Source organism: Deltaproteobacteria bacterium (assembly GCA_019912665.1).
GTDB lineage: Bacteria > Desulfobacterota > GWC2-55-46 > GWC2-55-46 > GWC2-55-46 > UBA5799.
This window is the reverse complement of sequence record JAIOIE010000008.1, coordinates 120,870-139,524: the sequence shown is the minus strand read 5'-3', so window position 1 is coordinate 139,524 and position 18,655 is coordinate 120,870. Positions and strand designations below refer to the sequence as shown.

Annotated in this window: 19 protein-coding genes and 1 tRNA gene; 16 read left to right on the top strand and 4 right to left on the bottom strand. The window is 58.1% G+C overall.

The window, feature by feature from the left end; translation table 11 throughout:
• Window positions 1–156 precede the first annotated feature (156 nt).
• From K8I01_03385 to K8I01_03370, 4 genes are all read left to right on the top strand, one after another.
• Window positions 157–342 (top strand): hypothetical protein, encoded by a 186-nt coding sequence (locus tag K8I01_03385; GenBank protein ID MBZ0219460.1) that lies wholly within the window; start codon window positions 157–159, stop codon window positions 340–342.
• A 30-nt stretch (window positions 343–372) separates the two neighbouring features.
• Window positions 373–942, top strand: coding sequence for a radical SAM protein (locus K8I01_03380; protein ID MBZ0219459.1), 570 nt, complete (start codon window positions 373–375; stop codon window positions 940–942).
• The gene (locus K8I01_03375) at window positions 939–3,596 is read left to right on the top strand and encodes an Hsp70 family protein (protein ID MBZ0219458.1); all 2,658 of its coding nucleotides are present in this window, start codon (window positions 939–941) and stop codon (window positions 3,594–3,596) included. Before K8I01_03380 ends, K8I01_03375 begins: the two co-directional genes overlap by 4 nt.
• A 186-nt stretch (window positions 3,597–3,782) precedes the next feature.
• Window positions 3,783–4,214 carry a hypothetical protein gene (locus K8I01_03370; GenBank protein ID MBZ0219457.1) on the top strand — a complete coding sequence of 144 codons (432 nt, stop codon included), beginning with the start codon at window positions 3,783–3,785 and terminating at the stop codon, window positions 4,212–4,214.
• 65 nt (window positions 4,215–4,279) lie between these two features.
• Here the strand turns inward: K8I01_03370 and hemW are convergent, their stop codons facing one another.
• The 4 genes from hemW to K8I01_03350 form a co-directional block, all read right to left on the bottom strand.
• On the bottom strand, window positions 4,280–5,461 hold the full coding sequence (hemW, locus tag K8I01_03365; protein MBZ0219456.1) for a radical SAM family heme chaperone HemW: 1,182 nt from the start codon (window positions 5,459–5,461) through the stop codon (window positions 4,280–4,282).
• A complete protein-coding gene (locus tag K8I01_03360) occupies window positions 5,428–5,901 on the bottom strand; it encodes a CBS domain-containing protein (protein MBZ0219455.1) in 474 nt (157 codons plus the stop codon). The genes hemW and K8I01_03360 overlap by 34 nt, the downstream gene beginning before the upstream one ends.
• 22 nt (window positions 5,902–5,923) lie before the next feature.
• On the bottom strand, window positions 5,924–7,204 hold the full coding sequence (locus K8I01_03355) for an ArsB/NhaD family transporter (protein ID MBZ0219454.1): 1,281 nt from the start codon (window positions 7,202–7,204) through the stop codon (window positions 5,924–5,926).
• A 123-nt stretch (window positions 7,205–7,327) separates the two neighbouring features.
• Window positions 7,328–8,134, bottom strand: coding sequence for a DUF2156 domain-containing protein (locus K8I01_03350; GenBank protein MBZ0219453.1), 807 nt, complete (start codon window positions 8,132–8,134; stop codon window positions 7,328–7,330).
• Between the two features lie 338 nt (window positions 8,135–8,472).
• On the opposite strand from K8I01_03350, the gene K8I01_03345 reads away from it, so the two are divergent.
• The 12 genes from K8I01_03345 to K8I01_03290 all read left to right on the top strand — a co-directional run bounded on the left by K8I01_03345 (window position 8,473) and on the right by K8I01_03290 (window position 18,631).
• Window positions 8,473–8,910, top strand: a complete 438-nt coding sequence (locus K8I01_03345; protein ID MBZ0219452.1) for a hypothetical protein — start codon at window positions 8,473–8,475, stop codon at window positions 8,908–8,910.
• A gap of 385 nt (window positions 8,911–9,295) precedes the next feature.
• Window positions 9,296–10,321 (top strand): heat-inducible transcriptional repressor HrcA, encoded by a 1,026-nt coding sequence (gene hrcA, locus K8I01_03340; GenBank protein MBZ0219451.1) that lies wholly within the window; start codon window positions 9,296–9,298, stop codon window positions 10,319–10,321.
• Between the two features lie 173 nt (window positions 10,322–10,494).
• Window positions 10,495–11,064, top strand: coding sequence for a nucleotide exchange factor GrpE (gene grpE, locus K8I01_03335; GenBank protein MBZ0219450.1), 570 nt, complete (start codon window positions 10,495–10,497; stop codon window positions 11,062–11,064).
• A 6-nt stretch (window positions 11,065–11,070) separates the two neighbouring features.
• Window positions 11,071–12,180: a molecular chaperone DnaJ gene (gene dnaJ, locus K8I01_03330; GenBank protein MBZ0219449.1), complete on the top strand. Its 1,110-nt coding sequence runs from the start codon at window positions 11,071–11,073 to the stop codon at window positions 12,178–12,180.
• The gene (locus K8I01_03325; GenBank protein MBZ0219448.1) at window positions 12,177–13,751 is read left to right on the top strand and encodes a penicillin-binding protein activator; all 1,575 of its coding nucleotides are present in this window, start codon (window positions 12,177–12,179) and stop codon (window positions 13,749–13,751) included. The genes dnaJ and K8I01_03325 overlap by 4 nt, the downstream gene beginning before the upstream one ends.
• A gap of 52 nt (window positions 13,752–13,803) precedes the next feature.
• On the top strand, window positions 13,804–14,286 hold the full coding sequence (gene moaC / locus K8I01_03320; GenBank protein ID MBZ0219447.1) for a cyclic pyranopterin monophosphate synthase MoaC: 483 nt from the start codon (window positions 13,804–13,806) through the stop codon (window positions 14,284–14,286).
• 115 nt (window positions 14,287–14,401) lie between these two features.
• Window positions 14,402–14,764, top strand: a complete 363-nt coding sequence (dksA, locus tag K8I01_03315) for an RNA polymerase-binding protein DksA (GenBank protein MBZ0219446.1) — start codon at window positions 14,402–14,404, stop codon at window positions 14,762–14,764.
• An 85-nt stretch (window positions 14,765–14,849) separates the two neighbouring features.
• Window positions 14,850–15,848, top strand: a complete 999-nt coding sequence (gene galT / locus K8I01_03310; protein ID MBZ0219445.1) for a galactose-1-phosphate uridylyltransferase — start codon at window positions 14,850–14,852, stop codon at window positions 15,846–15,848.
• A 38-nt stretch (window positions 15,849–15,886) separates the two neighbouring features.
• Window positions 15,887–17,131, top strand: coding sequence for a hypothetical protein (locus tag K8I01_03305; protein ID MBZ0219444.1), 1,245 nt, complete (start codon window positions 15,887–15,889; stop codon window positions 17,129–17,131).
• 32 nt (window positions 17,132–17,163) lie between these two features.
• Window positions 17,164–17,526, top strand: coding sequence for a response regulator (locus K8I01_03300; GenBank protein MBZ0219443.1), 363 nt, complete (start codon window positions 17,164–17,166; stop codon window positions 17,524–17,526).
• A complete protein-coding gene (locus tag K8I01_03295) occupies window positions 17,523–18,410 on the top strand; it encodes a complex I NDUFA9 subunit family protein (GenBank protein MBZ0219442.1) in 888 nt (295 codons plus the stop codon). Before K8I01_03300 ends, K8I01_03295 begins: the two co-directional genes overlap by 4 nt.
• 145 nt (window positions 18,411–18,555) lie before the next feature.
• Window positions 18,556–18,631: transfer RNA gene (locus K8I01_03290), tRNA-Ala, on the top strand.
• Window positions 18,632–18,655: the final 24 nt, after the last annotated feature.

Here is an 18,655-nt window from a genome sequence, read left to right as displayed (position 1 = left end):
CCCGAAATTCAATTCGAGCTCAGGCTGCTCAAAAAGTTCAAGATGCAAGGAGTCGAAAAATGAGGAATGAGGCGTACTTTACTTGTACGCCGCAGTGACGAATTTTGACGACGCAGCAGATTGGGCTTTTTAAGCAGCCTGTTAAGGGGGTATTCCATGGACAGGCAGATACGGATAAAGATAACGCCCGACGGCAAGGTGGAGATAGATTCGAGCGTCTACAGCGACTGCAGGGAAGTGGCCAAGCAGCTCACGAAGCACCTCGGCACGATGGAGAAGTTCGTCGAGAAGGACGAGGTCTTCGGCGGCGAGGTCCAGATAAAGCTTGAATCCGGGGATTGACGGTCCTCAGCCGTTGCGCGTTACACTCCGATGGACAGCACCCTTCTTAACATACACGCTATTCTGCCTCGCTCCAGGGTGAACGGCCCTGGTTTGCGGCTCGTGGTCTTTTTCCAGGGCTGCAAGAGGGGCTGCCGGGGGTGTTTCAACCCGGACACCCATGCCCTTGGGCAAAGGGACCTCCTTTCCGCCGCGTGCATAATGGAAAGGCATCATTCCCCCGAGATAGAAGGCATAACCGTAAGCGGCGGCGAGCCGTTCCTCCAGCCACATGGCCTTAAGGAGCTACTTCTGGCCGGGAGGGCCCGGGGCCTCTCGACACTCGTATACACGGGCTTTATCCTCGAAGATCTGGAGGCCGACCCTCTCATGAGAGGATGCCTCTCTCTCATAGACGTCTTGGTGGACGGGCCTTATGAGAGGGAGATGCCGGAGGAAACGCTCCTCCCGCGGGGCTCCACGAACCAGAGGTTCCATTTCCTGACCCCCCGATATTCCTTGGACGACTTATTGATGCCCGGCAGGGCGGAGCTATTCATCTCCGGCGACGGGACGGTCAGGGAGACCGGGTTCGGCAGCCTGACCCGGACGGTTTTATGAAGATGAGCGGCCTCGAAGCACCGAGGCAGTACCTCAGTACTGCGAGTAAGACGGACGACAAGTCAGCCATACGGAGCCTTATCGTGCGCGCAGGGAGGGAGCTCCCGAAGACGCCTGAGGCCCTTGAATTATTCGCATCCGCATTCGAACTCCTCGACAGGATAGAGGACCCCGTTGACAGGAGGTTCGCCCTTCTCGATTTCGTCAAGGAAATACCGTGCACCCCGGCTTTCGGCAGGCTCTATCTCAAGGCAGCCGAGGCGGCCGTTATCGCTGCCGACGCGCTGGATGAGAAGCAGAGGAGGATCACGGAGCTTCTGAGGCTCGCTAACGAGCTGCCGAAGTCCCAGGAGTTCACGGACCTCCGCCTCCTCGCATGGAGGCTCGCGCTCGGCCTGCCGGACAGGCCCCGGTTTGCGGAGCCCAATCTCGAGAGGATAGCGAGCGAGCTCCCCAAGGCGAGCGACATATCCTTTTTCGCCGGATACGCCATACTCGGCGTTGCCAGGTTGATGCCAAAGGACGGGCCGTTCCTCCCGGTTTACAAGGAGGCGATAGAGCTCGCTATACGGGCCGCCGACGCGGTAGCCGAGCCGTACTACCGGAGGTACGCCTGTTTGTCCATCGGCGACGAGCTCCCAAAAGACGGTGAGTTTGAGACGCTTCGCTTGAAGGCCTTTGAGGGCGCGTACAGGGCCACCCTTGCCATCGCCGACCCGTTCGGCCGTGAATACTGCCTTATAGAGCTCTTCCAGGCCACCCCGAAGACACGCGACTTTTTCCCGCTGATACAGAAGATAATAGAGGACGCGCTCTCCTTCTTCACCGTCCGGAAATGGATGGAGGACGTAGAAGTCTTCGACGTGGTCGACTACATACTCTCGGCCGACGACCACGACATATCGGATTCCAAGAAGAACAGGTTTTCGCGCGAGAAGTACTCGAAGGCCATATCCAAGGAGCTTCTTAAATTCGGCGGATCCCTGAACGACACGCGCTTCATAGAGACGCTCAGGCCTTATACGCACGTCTGGATACGTCCACAGGCGCTGCGCGATTCCATCAAAAAGGTGGTGGCCCGCCTCGAATCGCTCAAGTCCACGTATCACGGGGCCGAGGTCGAAAGGCCGGTATTCGTCTCCGAGCTTTATCCTGAAACCGGCGCGGCGGTCGTAAGGCAGAAGGACCTTTCGCCGAAGGAGTGCATCTCAATAGACCTCGGAGCGACCAACACCGTAGTCATGAGGAAGAAAAAGGACGAGGCCCCGGATTTCATGCACCTGGGCTCCATATGCAGGCAGTACGATTCCATCCATATCGTGCCCACGCTTCTGAGCGCCGAGACCAACAACATAGGCGCGGAGGCTGCAGGGGGAAACGCCGTCTCCAACATGAAGCAGCTGCTTCTCGAGGGGAACCCCAGGGGCAGGGAACACATGGAGAGGTTCATAAGGATACTCCACCAGCACATGAAGAAGGCGACCGTCAACACCGGCTGGTTCTCCATCCTTCCGAAGAACGCCGCCGAGGTCGTCTACATAACCGTGCCGGTCGGCTACCAGGAATACAGCGCCACTGTCCGCGAGATCGCCTCGAAGGTCATGAAGGGCGCAAGGGTGGAGCTCATCGAGGAGCCGCTAGCGGCGGCCGTGGGCTATCAGGTGGCCGACGACAGGGACAGGCTCATCATGGTCATCGACTTCGGCGGAAGCACGCTCAATACGATGGTCGTCAGGCTCAACATGGACGAGGTGCACATCGTGGCAAAGCCCGAGAGGGCGCTCATGCTGGGAGGCCATGATATCGACCACTGGCTCGCCGAGCACCTTTCGGCAAAGGCCGGCATAACGGGCGCTTCCCGCGAAAGCCTCCGTCTCGCGGCGGAGGAGGTGAAGATAAGGCTTTCCGAGCGGAGAGAGGTCCCGTTCGCCTGGGACGGCAGGGAGGCCGGCAAGGTCACGAGGGACGAGTTCGAGGAGGTCCTCGAAAAGAGGGACTTTTACGGGACAATCGACCGCGCCATCATAAACGTGATAAAGAGGGCCGAAAAGGTCGGCGTGAGGAAAGAGGCGATAGAGGCCATACTCTTGACGGGCGGGTCATCGCAGATACCCTCCTTCAAGGAGAAGATAGGGGACATCTTCCCTGGGCTCCGGGCCGGTAACCTAATCTACGACCACAGCCCGCTCACGGCGGTCGGTATGGGGGCGGCCTTCTACGGCACAAGGGACATAACGGACAGGCACCTTGCCATGGCATACGCCCTCCGGTACGCGCCCCACGAGAAGGACGTCACGCATTCCTGGTGCATCGTCCTTGAGAAAGGCGATCAGCTTCCGCTCGAGAAGACCTTCAGGGTGAGGCCCGCCAGGAAGCTTGGCCTTCAGAAGGAGATAACCATAGAGCTATACGAGATACCCGAGAGGCTCCTTGCGAGGAGATGGGTAGTCGAGGACGGCATAGAGTACCTGAAGCAGGAGCTTAAGGAGATGGCAGGCGAGGCCCTCCCCGGGCTCAAGCCCTTTACCATCGCTTTCGAGGAACCCGTTCCTGACGAGGTACACGTGGCATTTTGCGTGAACGGGTCGGGAGAGGTGGCCCTGAAGTACGGACCGCATGGAAAAATAGTGGAGACCGGCCTTAAACTCCAGTAGAAATCAACGATTTCAACGGGTTGTATCCCGTTTAATCACTCCCGCCGCACCCCCCTCTTGTGACTACGGTCACTTAAATAAATCCGATGCTGGTTTATAAGAAATACAGGGATTCACCTTAGGTTTTCGGTCTCCCCTTTTATGAGCGGTGTCGGTTATATGGATAATTCCAGAGGAGGATGAATTATGAGCACTGAGGTTATCGAAAAGGGGATAGGGCTTGCGCGAGAGGGACTCTTCGATGATGCGGTCAAGGTGTTCGATCAGGACCTCTGCTTCACTCAGCACCCGACCGCGATGTCGTATTACGCCGTGAGCCTCGCCAATTCCGAGGGCAACTACGACAAGGCAATCTCCCTCTGCCTCATGGCGGCGGAGAAGGAGTTCTATAACCCGGAGATATACCTGAACCTCGGGAGAATATTCCTCCTTAACGGACAGAAGTCCGTTGCCGTGAGGGCTTTCAGGAAAGGCCTCAAGCTCGATAACGACAACTTCGCCCTCCTTAGCGAGCTTAAGAGGCTAGGTGTAAGGAGGAAACCCGTCCTTACGTTCCTCCCCAGGCAGAACCCGGTCAACAAACTCCTGGGCAGGCTCGCCTTCAGGATTACGCGCTGAAAAAGCGCGCCACAAAAAAAAGCCCCGCTGCCCTTAAAGGAGCGGGGCTTTTCTATTGCACGGCCTTAAAGCATCCTGGCCGCGACCTCGTTAAGGAGGAGGAGCCCGGACTCGGTAACCAGTACGTCCTCTCCCCTTTTCCGGACCAGTCCTTCCTTTATAAGCCCTTCAAGGCCGGGAAGGGCCGCGCCCGGATAACACCCGAACTTTTCCTTGAACCTTTCCCCGTTTACGCCCCCGTCCACCATCCTTAGCCCGAGCATTACGGCCTCGATCATGGCCTCATCCCTTCCGAGCTCCTCGCCTCCGGCTGAAGGATCGAGGTCCGCCTCGACCTTTCCCATGTACTCTTCATGGCGGGTCTCGTTCCACCATCTCCTGCCCCAGCCTGGCCAGGGAAGGTATGAATGGGCGCCGGCCCCCACGCCGATATAAGGGGCCCCTTTCCAGTAGAGGCTGTTATGGACGCTCTCGCGGCCGGGGAGCGCGAAGTTCGAGACCTCGTAATGCCTGTAGCCGGCTGACTTGAGGGTCTTTACGGCCGCGGAGAACATCTCTGATTCGGCATCCTCGCCCGGAAGTCCGGTCTTTCCTGGGCCGTATCTGCGGTAAAAGGGGGTGCCTTCCTCAATGGTCATCCCGTAAAGCGAGATGTGCTCGGGTTTCAGGAGAGCGGCGCTTGAAAGCTCCTCTTGCCACCCGGCCGGGTCCTGGCCTGGCGTTCCGAAGATGAGGTCTATGCCGATATTCTCGAAACCGGCATCCCTGCCCCATTTGAAAGCCTGGGCCGCCCTTGACGCGGTATGGGTCCTGCCGAGCGCGGCGAGCCTGGCGTCATCGAGCGACTGGAACCCGATGGATAGCCTGTTTACGCCATGCCGCCTGTATCCGGCGAGCTTGGACGGGGTGAGGGTATCCGGGTTGGCCTCAATCGTGGACTCGATTCCGTGTGAGTTGCCGATCCCGAAGATACCGATCGCGGATGTTAAAAGCTTCCCTATGGCTTCAGGGGAGAAGAGGGTCGGAGTGCCGCCGCCGATATAGAAGGTACGGAGCGGGCCAGGAATGTTCTCTTTACCGGCCCTCGCCCCAAGCTCCTTTACAAGGCATTCCACATACCGCTCTTCGTAAGCCGCGGCATCCTTGGCAGCGACCGAGTTGAAGGCGCAGTAAGGGCATTTGCTGAGGCAAAAAGGTATGTGGGCGTAAACGCCTATTCCTTCTTCTTTTTTTCCGAGTAGTCCCACAGCCTCCTGAAAACGTCCCAGGGCGAGATAATTCCGAGCAGCCGATTCATGTCGTCCACCACGACCACCGAGTCCGCGTGCTTCTCGGGGTTTACGAGAAGGGCCGCTACTTCCATGGTCGAGGTCTCCGGCCCAACCGTTACGAAGTCCCGCTCCATGAGGTCGGAGACCTTCTTACGGGCGAGCGAATCGATGTTCTTCACGAAGTCCGGTAGCTCCGGAGCGAACTTCACGTCCGCGACAAGGCCGTCGCTCACGTACCTCGGCAGTATCGCCTTCATGAGTGCGCGAGGGGTTATGACCCCTATGACCCTGTTTTGCCCGTCAAGGACCGGTATCTGCCTGACCTTTTTCTCCTTTAAAAGCCTGAATGCGTCGAGCATGGTCCCGGAATCCCGGATCGTAAGCACCTCTTTGGTCATTATGCTTGCGGCTGTCATATCGGAATCCTCCTTCCGGGCTCTATCCCAGGTACCTTATATACATGTAGACCGTCGCGATTGCTATCGAAAAAAGCATGAGCGGGTAAGCTAGCAGCATGAACTTGAAGAACCCTATCGCGTGCCCGTTCCTGTGCGCTATGCCGGCGACCACGACGTTCGCCGAAGCGCCGATAATCGTGCCGTTCCCTCCGAGGCACGCGCCCAGCGAGAGCGACCACCAGAGCGGCAGCACTGCGGAGTCCCCCCCGAAGGACGGGGCCATGCCCTTTATGAGCGGTATCATGGTCGCGACGAACGGGATGTTGTCGACTATCGAGGAAGCGATAGCGGACCCCCATAGTATCACGAACCCGGTTGTGACCAGATGCCCTCCTGTCGCCTCAAGCATCATGTCGGCCATGAGCCTTATGAAGCCCACCTCTATGAGCCCGTGGACGACTATGAACAGTCCGATGAAGAAGAATATGGAAGTCCACTCGACCTTCTCCATGACGCCGTGCAGGTCCTCCTTTGATATGAGGAGCAGTATCGCGGCTCCGAAGAGGGCTATTGTGGCCGGCTCGAGGTGGAGATGGCGCTGGAGTATGAAGCCGCCTATGACAAGCCCGAGGACTGCGAGGCACTTTATCATTAGAGACCTGTCGGTCAGGGCCTCCGCCTCCCTGAACTCCATTATCCTCTTCTTCCTTTCATCCGAGACCCTGAAGGACTTCCCGTATATTACCTTCAACGGTATCAGAGTGGCGATGGCGATGATCGGTATTACCGGCCCCACTCCGAAGACGAAGTCCATGAATGTGAGCCCCACGGCGCTCCCTATCATGATGTTCGGCGGGTCGCCGATAAGGGTCGCCGTGCCGCCGATATTGGACATGAGTATCTGGGAGACCAGGAAGGGATAAGGGCTTACCTCCAGCTCCTCGGTTATGAGTAGCGTTATCGGGACCGTAAGGAGCACCGTCGTGACGTTATCGAGCAGGGCCGAAAGGACCGCGGTCACGATTGAAAGGGATATCAGTATCCTCCATGGGTCGCCCTTTGAGATCTTGGCCCCTTTTATGGCTATGTACTGGAACATCCCCGTCTTCTGCGAGATGAAGACTATTATCATCATGCCGATGAGGAGGCCGATGGTGTTGAAGTCGATCCCCTCGACCGCGGCCTCCTGGTTTATGACGCCAAGCACTATGAGGGCCGACGCGCCGAGGAGCGCTACAACGGCCCTGTTTATCTTGTCCCAGATGAGAAGAGCATACACCAGTGCGAATATCGCGATTGCGAGAAAAAAATCAAACTCCATAAATAAGACTCCGATATAGGGGAATTTTTGAGAAGAGGATTGTATAGATAATATTTTCCCTGATTAAAGTCAATAGCTTACTTTTAACACAAAAAAACCACTGAAATCAAGAGGTTGTAGTTATCAAGGCCGCTTGGTGAACGCCCTGTATTTTTTAACGAACCCTACTGGCCTGTAGCTCGTCTTTGCTTTCCGTAGCCCATTGAGCCCCAGGTCCTGTTCCCTGTTTATGAGCCTGTACTTATCCGGGAGTATCGATGCGAAGCTCCTGTTTACGAACTGGAGAAGCCCCTTGAAGCCGGGGACGCCTTTCTCGAAATGGATGACGAATGTATTGCTGTTGAGCTCCTCTCCGAGAGTGTACGCTGCGGGCCTGGCCTCGACGAAGTATATCCCGCCGCATAGCCCGAGCTCCTCCGAGAGTTCGAGCCCTTCCTTTGCCGCTTCGTAATCGCCCGGCCCGGCCTCGCCAGCACGCCACTCATCCAATACCCGAAGCGCGTCTTTCCTGTGCTCGGGAAGAAGAGGCCTGGCCTCGTACCTGTATCTCCCCGTAAAATAGTTCACCAGGTTCTTTTTCCTGTGGTATCTCCGGCCCGCAAGCTTTGAAAGCTCTTCTCGCGAGTAGAGGTAGTCGAAATTGTCCCTGTCCTCGGCGACACTGAAGCCCAGCGCCGAGAGCTCTTTCGCACGTTCTTCGGTTACGCACTTCATGGAGACGAACCTCTGGAAAAGATCCGTAAGGAGCTCAATCGGGGGGAGGCCGGCAGGGAGGATGAAGAAGGCGGCCCCGTCGTCTTCCCCTGAGATGGCGGGGCTACCGTCCGGAAGTATTGAGAGCATGTACCCGTGGGCCTTCCTGAAAAGATAGAGGTTCGCGAAGGTGAATTCCGAGATTTCCGGCTCAAGGCCCCTGAGGGCCTGGTGCAGGAAGTCCCTGGAGTCCGGGGTCAATTCGCGGAATTCCGGGTATTTGGGCGGAGTAAACGGCAATGGTTTTGTCCTTTCCAGGCGCGGTCTTGGTGAAGGGCGATACGCCCCTTGCCACTTCTTATTCTATCGCATGCAAAAACAGGGAGTCTACGCCGGTTTTAATGCGGATGGTTTTTGTTCTATGAAAAACGTTGAATTTCAAGTAGTTGGCACGAAAAGGCTCTTAATCGCCTCTTGAGTTTATTACTTTTTTTGTGACCCATGTCACTGCCGGTTGCGGAATTCGGTGATATAACAAGGACGTGTCATAAAAAGCAAAGGAGGATAGATGGGCCATGAAAAGATTTAGCCGGTTTTTAGCCCTCTCAACCCTGTTCCTGTTCGGAGCTCCCGTGGTCGCCAGCGCGGAGCTTGTCACGATCTATGGTCCCGTCTATGTGGCGAAGACAAATAAAGACGCGAAGAGCGGCACTAAAGAGGCCAATTTCGTATTTACCGCACCGGTCCCAGGAAACGGAAAAGTTATCGTCAGGAACGGCGGCGATTCCGGCAGGAAGTCCAGGGTCAGCAGCGCGGCAATTGATCTCAACGGCGGAGGCGTGGCCGACAGGAGCGACTTCAACAACACCGTCGAGACCCTTGATTACGACGTTGTGCTCCTTCCCGAAAACAACATGGAAGTCAGGGTGAATGCCTGCAACGCTTGCGAGCTTGAGATAACAGTACTCGGAGAAAAGCCTGTTCCCCCGCCCATCACCAGGTGGGTAAGGTAGGGCCCAGCTTATTTGAACCGTCCTCCAAAACCCCATTGCCTGAGCTGACGACGGCTCCAGATCTTCAGAACACCCTCACAGGCCCCGCGCCCACACCCCCCTGAACCAAAAAGGGCGCGGGGCCTGCCCCCCCCCTTTTTTTTCGGCAGGAAAGAACGCCAATGCGTTGGAATTCATGCACGCTCGTGAAAGGCTTTTTCGGCCTTTCAGTTCCGGTACGTTCGACGGGTCTGCACAATGGCCGCGCACCACGCCCTTCTCACTTGACAAGCATTTTAGCGGCTGTTATTTTTGTTGGGCTATTCGGGGGAATCGTATATAATTGAAATAGCGCGGGCAAATTGCGGTGTCCGGCAAGGCTTTAAAGGTTCCAAGAGGGGCCGTCATGCAGGGATTTTCAGAGCGCACCAGCAACGTCCTGAGGGCGATAATACAGGATTTCATACGGACCGCGGAGCCGGTAAGCTCCAAGGCCATATCCACGAACTATTCCCTCGGCATAAGCCCGGCCACCATAAGGAACATCATGGCCGAGCTCGAGGTCCACGGGTATTTGAGGCAGCCGCACACTTCAGCGGGCAGGATACCCACGGAAAAGAGCTTCAGGTTCTATATCGACGGCATGCGGGAGCTCCGGGAACCGGAGAAGGAGGACAAGGACCTCCTGAAGAAGAGTTGCGAGCGGGCGGCGAGCCTCGACGAGATGCTCTCGGATACCGCCAAGGCCCTCTCGTCCATAACCAGCTGCGCGGGGCTCATGTTCATACCGAGGAGGGAGAGCTTCGTAATAAAGCACATAAGCCTCCTACCCATAGACGCATCAGGGGTGATAGTGCTCCTGGTCTCAAGGCACGGGCAGGTCGAGAGCAAGATTGTCCGCATGGAAGGGATAGCGAAGCTCGAGCTTGAGAGGATATCCAATTACCTGAACTCCTTTGCCGGCGGGCTTACCCTCAAGGGCCTCCGGGCCCGGATAATCGAAGAGATGCAGAGGGACAAGAACCTCTATGACGAGCTCCTCCTGAAGGCCCTGCGGCTCGGGGCCGAGGCGCTCGAAGACAGCGGCAGGGCCGGGGAGGACGACATAGTAGTCGAAGGCAAGATCAATATCATCGAGCAGCCGGAATTCAGGGACGACATCGAAAGGATGAAGAAGATATTTTCGGCATTCGAGGAGAAGAGCCTCCTTATAAAGCTTCTGGACAAGAGCCTTGACGAGAGCGGCATCCGCATATACCTCGGCTCCGAGAGCGCGGTCGAGGAGTTCGAGGGCCTGGGCTTCGTTACAGCCCCCTACGGCAGAAGGGAAGCGCTCGGCACGCTCGGCGTGGTCGGCCCGGTCCGCATGGACTACTCCAGGATAATACCCCTGGTGGACTACGCCTCCGGGCTCCTTACGAAGGTCCTTTAGCCCGGGGCTCCTGGAAAAACTCTGATCTTTAAAGTTGCCAATGATGCTTTTGTCTCAGGGTCGCGCCTCCGGGGTTGATTTCCCGGGCGCGCGGCCCTAAATTTTATTCTGATTCCGGGCGGGATGTTTTTTGCCGCCCCCTTAGACGAAAAAAAATAAGAAAAGGGATTGTGATGGACAGGGACGAAGGGTTGGAAAAAGAGGCCCGGAATGAGGGCGGGGCGGCGGAGGAAGGCGCGCCGATTGCCGAGACACCGGAAGAGGAGATACGGCGCTTAAGCGAGCAGCTCTCGGCCAAGTCCCTGGAGGCCTCGGGGAACCATGACAAGTACCTGAGGGCCCTGGCAGAGCTCGAGAACTACAAGAAAAGGGCAGAGAAGGAGAAGTCCGAGGCAATAAGCTTCGCAAACGGGAGCCTCATAGAGGAGATACTGCCGATAATCGATAATTTCGAGAGGGCCCTTGCCCACGCGAACGGCGACGGGAGCGTTGAATCGCTTAGGCAGGGAGTTAAGCTCACCGTCGACCAGGTCTACGGAGCACTTAAGAAATTCGGGCTCGATGAGATAAAGGCGGCAGGGGAGAAGTTCGACCCTGCGGTACATCACGCGATATCCGAGGAGGAGACCGAGAAGGCGGAGCCCGGGACAGTGGTGAAGGAGTTCCAGAAGGGCTATCTTCTGAAAGGGAGGCTCTTGAGGCCGGCCATGGTGGCCGTTTCCAGGCGCCCGGCCGGCTCATAAAAGACGATGGACGAAAAGGATTTTTACAAGATACTCGGCGTTTCCAGGGACGCGACCGTTGACGAGATAAAGAAGGCGTACCGGAAGCTCGCGCACCAGTACCACCCTGACAAGCACGCCGGGGACAAGGAAAAAGAGGACAAGTTCAAGCTCATAAACGAGGCCTACGAGACGCTCAAGGACCCGCAGAAAAGGGCCAATTACGACAGGTTCGGATACGCGGGCTCGGGCGCGGGCTTCGGGGGAGGCGCGCCCGGCGGCTTCGGAGCGGACTTCCAGGACATATTCGGCGAGGTCTTCTCGGACTTCTTCGGCGGCGGCGGAAGGAGGAGGCCGGGCCCCGAGCGGGGCGCCGACCTTCGATTCGACCTCGAGATAAGCTTTGACGAGGCGGCCTTCGGGACCGAAAAGGCCGTAAAGGTAGAGCGGACGGTCGCCTGTTCGGTCTGCTCAGGGAGCGGCGCAAAGCCAGGCACTCATCCGGTGACCTGCTCGACTTGCGGAGGGGCGGGGCAGGTCAGGTTCCAGCAGGGCTTTTTCAGCATAGCCCGGACCTGTCCGGCATGCCAGGGGCAGGGGAGCGTCATAAAGGACCCCTGCACCGAGTGCAGGGGGAGCGGCAAGACGAGATCGGTTACGCCGCTCACTGTAAAAATACCGGGCGGGGTCGATAGCGGATCGAGGCTAAGGCTCGCTGGCGAGGGCGAGTACGGAGACAGGAACGGCCCGTCCGGGGACCTCTATATCTTCATCACGGTCCGGCCGCACCCGATATTCAGGCGCGAGAAGGACGACGTAATCTGCGAGGTGCCGATAAGCTTCAGCCAGGCCGCGCTCGGCGCCGAGATAGAGGTGCCGACGATAGAGGGCCCTGCCAAGCTCAAGGTCCCTGCGGGCACCCAGTCCGGGAAGGTATTCAGGCTCCCCGGCAAGGGCATCGCCTCGGTGCATACGGGCAGGCGCGGCGACGAGCAGGTCATTATAAAACTTGAAACCCCCACCAAGCTCAACAAGAGGCAGAAGGAGCTCCTTCAGGAGTTCGCAGAGATAAGCGGCGAGGATACGACGCCGCTAAGGAAGAACTTCTTCTCAAAGGTCAAGGAAATCTTCGAATGAGAAAAGCAGTCATAGCCCTACTGGCGATCCTCCTCCTTTCGGCCCCCGCGGCCGACGCCTTCTGGTTCAGCGACAAGGCAAAGAGCGACGACCTCCTGGTCATATTCGAGGAGCTCGATTTGAAGGGAGCGGACGCCGAGACGGTCAGGAAACTCGAGGGCTATGTGGACTCGAACCCCCGGTCGGACTACATGGACGAGGCGCTCCTCAGGCTCGGCCGCATTTACAGGGACAGGAAAGAGCTCCCCAAGGCGGCGGAGACGTATCGCCTTCTCCTTTTCAATTTCCCGGCCAGCAAATTCAGGCACGAGGCCTGGATAGAGCTCGGCCTCCTCGAGTACAGGACCGGCAGGCTCGACCAGGCCAGGGAGGCCTTCGAGGCGGTCAAGGGGGACAGGGACGCTTCCATCGCGCAGCGCGCCAAGGCCGCAAGGTTCCTCTCCGAGATAGAGAAGGCCTCCTTCGGCATAACCGTCCCTTCGAACCTCCCGGCAATAGGGGTGCTCCTCCCCTTAAGCGGCGACTATGCCTCATTCGGCGAGGACGCGCTCTCGGGCATCCTCCTTGCAACCGGCATATTCGGCCCGAGGGCCCGGCAGGTTGAGGTTATAGTAAAGGACGTCTCGGACCCTGCCTCGATATCCGGGGCCGTCCAGGAGCTCGCTTCCAACGGAAGGGTGCTTGGCATCATAGGGCCGCTCCTGAGTTCGAACGCGCTCGATGTCGCAAGGCAAGCCCAGATGCACAAGCTCCCGGTCATCACACTTTCCCAGAGGGAGGGGGTCACCGACGCCGGCGACTACGTCTTCAGGAACTTCCTTACCCCCGAGGACCAGGCGCGCGCGCTCGCTTCGTACGCGTCAAAGGAGCTGGGCGCCAGGCGTTTCGCCGTGCTTCATCCACAGAACTCCTATGGCACCGAGCTTGCCAGGCATTTCGAGATGGCGGTAAAGGAGAACGGCGGCACGGTCGTAAGGAAGGCCGCTTACCCGCACGGCACCGCGGATTTCACCGACACCGTCAAAAGGATATTCGGCGTGCAGTCGAAGGAGCGTAAGGAGGGGAGGCGCGTTATCAGGGAGTTCGAGCCGACTATCCGGGTGGACGCGCTCTTCATACCCGATTCGCATGAGCAGGCCGCGCTAATCGCGCCTTACCTCGAATATTTCAGCATCAAGGACGTTAAGCTCCTCGGCTCGAACGGCTGGAACTCGCCGAGGCTTGTGGAACTTGCCGGTAAAAACGTCGAGGGCGCGGTCTTCGTGGACGGGTTCTATGCCATGAGCAGGAGGAGCGGGACCGAGGAGTTCGCGCGCGAGTACGGCGCGACCTTCGGGAAGAGCCCCGGCATACTCTCGGCCCATGCCTTCGACTCCGCCCGGATGCTCCTTCATGCCGTCACGGGCTCCGGCCCGGGCTACGGCAGGGAGGACGTGAGGGACAGGCTCAAGGGACTCAGGGAGTTCAGGGGCGCGACAGGCGCCATTTCCTTTAATCCGAGGAGGGAGGCCGAAAAGAGGCTCTTCATCCTCACAGTGGAGAACGGCCGCATCGTGGAGGCGGGCAACTGAGGGCGCCGGTTCCCGGCAGCCTGAGGCTTTATTGCGTAAAGGAGGGCTTTAGATGGCTCTTACCCATATAGACGGGCGCGGCAAGGCGCGCATGGTAGACGTGACGGCCAAGGACGTGACCGAAAGGGTCGCGATGGCAAAGGGGAGGGTCCTTATGAAAAGGGAGACCCTGGACCTCGTCCTCGCGAACGAGATGAAAAAAGGGGACGTCCTCGGCGTCGCAAGGGTCGCCGGTATAATGGCCGCCAAGAGGACGGGCGAGCTCATACCGCTCTGCCATCCGCTGAACGTGACGAGCGTGGAGGTGGAGTTCGAGCCCGTCATGGACCCGCCCGGAATCGACATAACGGCGACCGCCAGGGTGGCATCGAGGACCGGCGTCGAGATGGAGGCCCTTACGGCCGTTTCGGTCGCGGCCCTTACCATATACGACATGTGCAAGGCCGCCGATAAGGGCATGGAGCTTACCGATATAAGGCTTGTAAGGAAGACCGGCGGCAAGAGCGGCGACTACATGCGCGAGGGAGAGCCTTAGCGCGCCTCGTCTCTTTCCCATGTTCATAAGGTCAGGTCCGCGTGAAACGCGGCGAAAATAAAGAACATAGATTACTATTTACATCAGGAGGCCTTTTCGGATATACTCTTTGATTATGGAAAGGGACAGGCTCGAGTACTTCAAGATCCTCCTCAATGAAAAACTCGAAGAGCTCTTGAGCGAGGCGGAAAAGACCGTTTCAGGGATGAGCGGGAAGGAAGAGAACTTCCCCGACCCCACGGACCGCGCCTCCCTTGAGACGGACAGGAACTTCCTGCTTCGCGTCAAGGACAGGGAAAGAAAGCTCATAACCAAAATCAAGGAGGCTCTCAAGAGGATAGACGACGGCACTTACGGCGTCTGCGAACTCTGCGGCGAGGACATATCGGAGAAGAGGCTCGAGGCAAGACCGGTCACCACCTGCTGCATAGAATGCAAGAAGGAAGAAGAAGAATTCGAAAAGGCGAGAAATGCTTAGCTAGGAAAACCGGCTCTCCTCGATCCCTTTAGCTCCAGTTCCCGCTCACCTCCTCCAATCGCCTCTTTTTCTGCGGGGAAAAATAATGCCAGAACTAAGAAAAGACCCGATTGTCGGAAGATGGGTCATCATCTCGACCGAGCGCGGAAAGCGCCCGTCGGAGTTCGAGTTCACTCAGCCCACGCTTAAGGCCGGCTTCTGCCCTTTCTGCCCTGGCAATGAACCGAAGACCCCGTCCGAGGTGCTCGCGTACAGGAAGAACGGGGGGACGCCCAACTCCTCCGGCTGGCACGTGCGCGTGGTCCCGAACAAGTACCCTGCCTTGAAGGTCGAGGGCGAGCTCAACAGGGAGGGCGACGGCGTCTACGACAAGATGAGCGGCGTGGGCGCCCACGAGGTAATCATAGAGTCTCCGCAGCACACTGACACCCTGGCCCGCATCTCCCCGCAGCAGTTCGAGGAAGTGCTCTGGGCGTACAGGGACAGGATAATAGACCTTAAAAAAGACCAGCGCCTCCGGTATATACTCATATTCAAGAACCACGGCGAGGCCGCCGGCGCGACCCTGGAGCACAGCCACTCGCAGCTTATAGCCCTCCCCATCATCCCGAAGAGGGTCGCCGAGGAGCTCGACGGCGCGCTCGAATACTTCAACTTCAAGGAGCGGTGCGTCTTTTGCGACATAATAAGGCAGGAGACGATGCAGGGCGTGCGCGTGGTCTCGGAGAACAGGGACTTCCTGGCCATAACCCCCTACGCGCCGAAGGCTCCCTTCGAGATATGGATAATGCCCAAGGTCCACGAGTCGAGCTTCGAGAATTCCCAGAAGCACCAGTACGAGAACCTCGCGCTCATCTTTTCGGACGTCTTGAAGAGAATAGACAAGGTCCTTAATTTCCCGCCGTACAACTTCATCCTGCACGCCGCGCCTGTGAAGGACGGCTCGTCCCAGTTCTACCATTGGCATTTCGAGCTTATACCGAAGCTCACGAAGCTGGCGGGGTTCGAGTGGGGCTCGGGCTTTTACATCAACCCGACCCCGCCGGAAGAGGCAGCCAAGTTCCTTAGAGAGGCGAAGGTCTGACCGCCCCTGTTTCCGAACCGCTGTAGGCCGTGGTTTCAATGGAATATGATATAATAGAGAAAGTAAACGAGCTCGCCGCCTCCGGCGGAACGCTCGAAGAGAGGCTTGAAAGGGCAGCCAGGCTCTTTGCCCGGAAGTTCCATTTCGACCAGTGCATTTTTTTCCTGGCGGGCGAGGGCGGGGGGCTTAAGCTCGCCGCCTCGTCGAGCGGGCTTTGCACGACCGGGGTCCTCTCCTACGGAAAGGGCGAGGGGCTCCCCGCGGTCGCGATGGAAAAAGGGACCCTGGTTGAGGCGCAGAAGGGTCCCGAGGGAGCTCTCTGGGAGGGCATTCCGGACCGCGGCCTCGAAGGCGTGAGCACCGCGCTCGTATATCCCCTCGGCGGCAAGGGTTCGTTTTTCGGCGTCGTGTATCTCAAGTCGAGGGAGAGGACGAGGCTCACGCTCACAAATAAGCAGCTTCTCAAGGTCGCTGCAATCCAGGCGGCGCTCATGGTAAGGAACGCTGGGCTCCTGGAGGACCATAGAAGGGCTCATTCCGAGCTCATGGAAATCCAGGCAAAGCTCGCAAGCTCGGAGAAGCTCCTCGCGCTCGGCGACATGGCGGCCACCATGGCGCACGAGATACGGAATCCGCTATTGAGCCTCGGCGGGTATGCGGCCAGGCTCAAAAGGCAGCTCCCGTCCGGCTCTCCCGGCCTTGTCTACATCGAGAAGATGTCGCATGAGATAGGCCGCATAGAAAAGATAATGAACGGCATCATCCGGTTCCTCAAGGACAACCTCGTGGAGCTTAAGCCGGATGACCTTAACAGCATAGTGGACGAGGCGCTCAATATCTTTGCCGACGAGTTTTCGGCGCACGGCATAACCGTCGAGAGGCGCTCGATCCATGCGCCGCTTCCGGTGCTGGCCGACAGGGAGCAGATGAAGATAGCTTTTGACAACATAATAGCCAATGCGATACAGTCGATGGAGAAGGGAGGCATGCTCAAGATCGTAACCTCCCGCTCCGGCGATTTCGCTGTCGCGGAGGTCTCCGACACGGGCGGCGGCATCGACCCGAAGCACATCGGGTACATCTTCAACCCCTTCTTCACCACGAAAAAGCACGGCACCGGCCTGGGCCTGCCGATAGCCAACTCCATCATAACGAGGCACAGAGGGGGGATCGAGGTCCGTAACGAGGGCCGCGGGGCTTCTTTCACCGTTACGCTGCCTTATTCGGGCGCGGCGCTGGTGTCTTCTGATATGCCGCCAGTCGAGGCGGGCCGGGCGGTCTGACCGGCGCGGATTTCCAGTGACATGGAGTTTTTATGAAGAAAAGGATCCTTGTTGTCGATGACGAAGAGGGGCTCCGGCTCCTTTACAAGGAGGAGCTCGAAGACGAGGGCTGGGATGTCGACCTGGCCGCCTCGGGCGAAGAGTCACTCGAGAAGCTCGAAAAGGACTCGATAGACCTGGTGCTCCTTGATATCAAGATGCCCGGCATGGACGGGGTGGAGGTGCTCCGCCGCGTGAAGGAGAAGTGGAAGGACCTGCCGGTCATACTATGCACGGCGTACCCGCACTACAAGCACGACTTCGGCACGTGGGCGTCAGACGCCTACATCACGAAGTCGTCGGACCTCACGGAACTCAAGCAGACCATCAGGGAAATCCTCGGAAAGAAACAATGATCCTCCTTACCGGCGGAACAGGTTTCGTCGGTAGCAGCCTGGCAATGGAGCTCCTCCTCGAGGGAAGAAGCGTGCGCTGCCTCTCAAGGCGCCCGGAGCGCGCGATTGCGCTCAAGGAGGCAGGGTGTGAACTCGCAAGGGGCGATGTTACGAGCATCACGACGCTCTTGAAAGCCGTCACGCCGGACGTGGAGGCAGTCATCCACCTCGTGGGCATACTGAACGAGGAGAGGGGCTCTACATACAGGGCCGTCCACGTGGACGGGACGCGTAACGTTATCGACGCGTGCAGGGGCATGGGTATTGCCAGGCTCATACACATGAGCGCGCTCGGCGCCCGGGCCTCATCCGGAAGCGAATACCACAGGACCAAGTGGGAGGCCGAGGAGCTTGTCCGCTCATCCGGACTCGACTATACGATATTCAGGCCCTCTGTCATTTTCGGCAGGGGGGACCATTTTACGACCATCTTCGCCCGTGCCATGAGGCTTCTCCCGGCAGTTTTCGTGCCCGGTGACGGCAGAGGCAGGATGCAGCCGGTATCGGTAAGGGACGTCTCCCGCGCGTTCGCAATGTCGCTTGCGAAGAAGGAAGCGGGAGGAAAGTCGCTCGACCTGGCGGGGCCAGAGGCGCTCACGCTTGACGATGTCATAGACAGGATAGGCGCAGTGATCGGCAGGAGGCCGCGAAAGGTGCACGTGCCCATGCGGCTAATGACCTTGAACGCCCTTGTTTTGGAAAAACTCCTCCCCAGGCCCCCCGTCTCGAGGGAGGCTTTAAAGATGCTCCTGGAAGACAATACCACCTCCTTGAACGCCCTTGTAGAGGTGTTCGGAATCGCCCCGGAAAGCCTTGAAACCGGGATGAAGGCATACCTTAGCTGACCGGAAGCGGGTCTCCCCGAATGGTAATATTTTTGCCTGTTAGCCCCCTCGCCCGTAAAATTGTGTTTTTTTTGCCTGAAACGGCCCAATAAACACTTGCGGGGTTTCCTTTTTTTTGATAAGAATAGCTATTGTGTCATTGCCCGGGGGGTTAGCTCAGATGGGAGAGCGGCTGGTTCGCAATCAGCAGGCCACCGGTTCGATCCCGGTACCCTCCACCAGAACTTGCCCCGCTCCTGAAAGGT

Bases quoted from the DNA above. Each gene is read 5' to 3' on its own strand.
- K8I01_03385 (MBZ0219460.1), top strand. From the start codon at position 157: ATGGACAGGCAGATACGGATAAAGATAACGCCCGACGGCAAGGTGGAG.
- K8I01_03380 (MBZ0219459.1), top strand. From the start codon at position 373: ATGGACAGCACCCTTCTTAACATACACGCTATTCTGCCTCGCTCCAGG.
- K8I01_03375 (MBZ0219458.1), top strand. From the start codon at position 939: ATGAAGATGAGCGGCCTCGAAGCACCGAGGCAGTACCTCAGTACTGCG.
- K8I01_03370 (MBZ0219457.1), top strand. From the start codon at position 3,783: ATGAGCACTGAGGTTATCGAAAAGGGGATAGGGCTTGCGCGAGAGGGA.
- K8I01_03360 (MBZ0219455.1), bottom strand. From the start codon at position 5,901: ATGACAGCCGCAAGCATAATGACCAAAGAGGTGCTTACGATCCGGGAT.
- K8I01_03355 (MBZ0219454.1), bottom strand. From the start codon at position 7,204: ATGGAGTTTGATTTTTTTCTCGCAATCGCGATATTCGCACTGGTGTAT.
- K8I01_03345 (MBZ0219452.1), top strand. From the start codon at position 8,473: ATGAAAAGATTTAGCCGGTTTTTAGCCCTCTCAACCCTGTTCCTGTTC.
- hrcA (MBZ0219451.1), top strand. From the start codon at position 9,296: ATGCAGGGATTTTCAGAGCGCACCAGCAACGTCCTGAGGGCGATAATA.
- grpE (MBZ0219450.1), top strand. From the start codon at position 10,495: ATGGACAGGGACGAAGGGTTGGAAAAAGAGGCCCGGAATGAGGGCGGG.
- dnaJ (MBZ0219449.1), top strand. From the start codon at position 11,071: ATGGACGAAAAGGATTTTTACAAGATACTCGGCGTTTCCAGGGACGCG.
- K8I01_03325 (MBZ0219448.1), top strand. From the start codon at position 12,177: ATGAGAAAAGCAGTCATAGCCCTACTGGCGATCCTCCTCCTTTCGGCC.
- moaC (MBZ0219447.1), top strand. From the start codon at position 13,804: ATGGCTCTTACCCATATAGACGGGCGCGGCAAGGCGCGCATGGTAGAC.
- dksA (MBZ0219446.1), top strand. From the start codon at position 14,402: ATGGAAAGGGACAGGCTCGAGTACTTCAAGATCCTCCTCAATGAAAAA.
- galT (MBZ0219445.1), top strand. From the start codon at position 14,850: ATGCCAGAACTAAGAAAAGACCCGATTGTCGGAAGATGGGTCATCATC.
- K8I01_03305 (MBZ0219444.1), top strand. From the start codon at position 15,887: ATGGAATATGATATAATAGAGAAAGTAAACGAGCTCGCCGCCTCCGGC.
- K8I01_03300 (MBZ0219443.1), top strand. From the start codon at position 17,164: ATGAAGAAAAGGATCCTTGTTGTCGATGACGAAGAGGGGCTCCGGCTC.
- K8I01_03295 (MBZ0219442.1), top strand. From the start codon at position 17,523: ATGATCCTCCTTACCGGCGGAACAGGTTTCGTCGGTAGCAGCCTGGCA.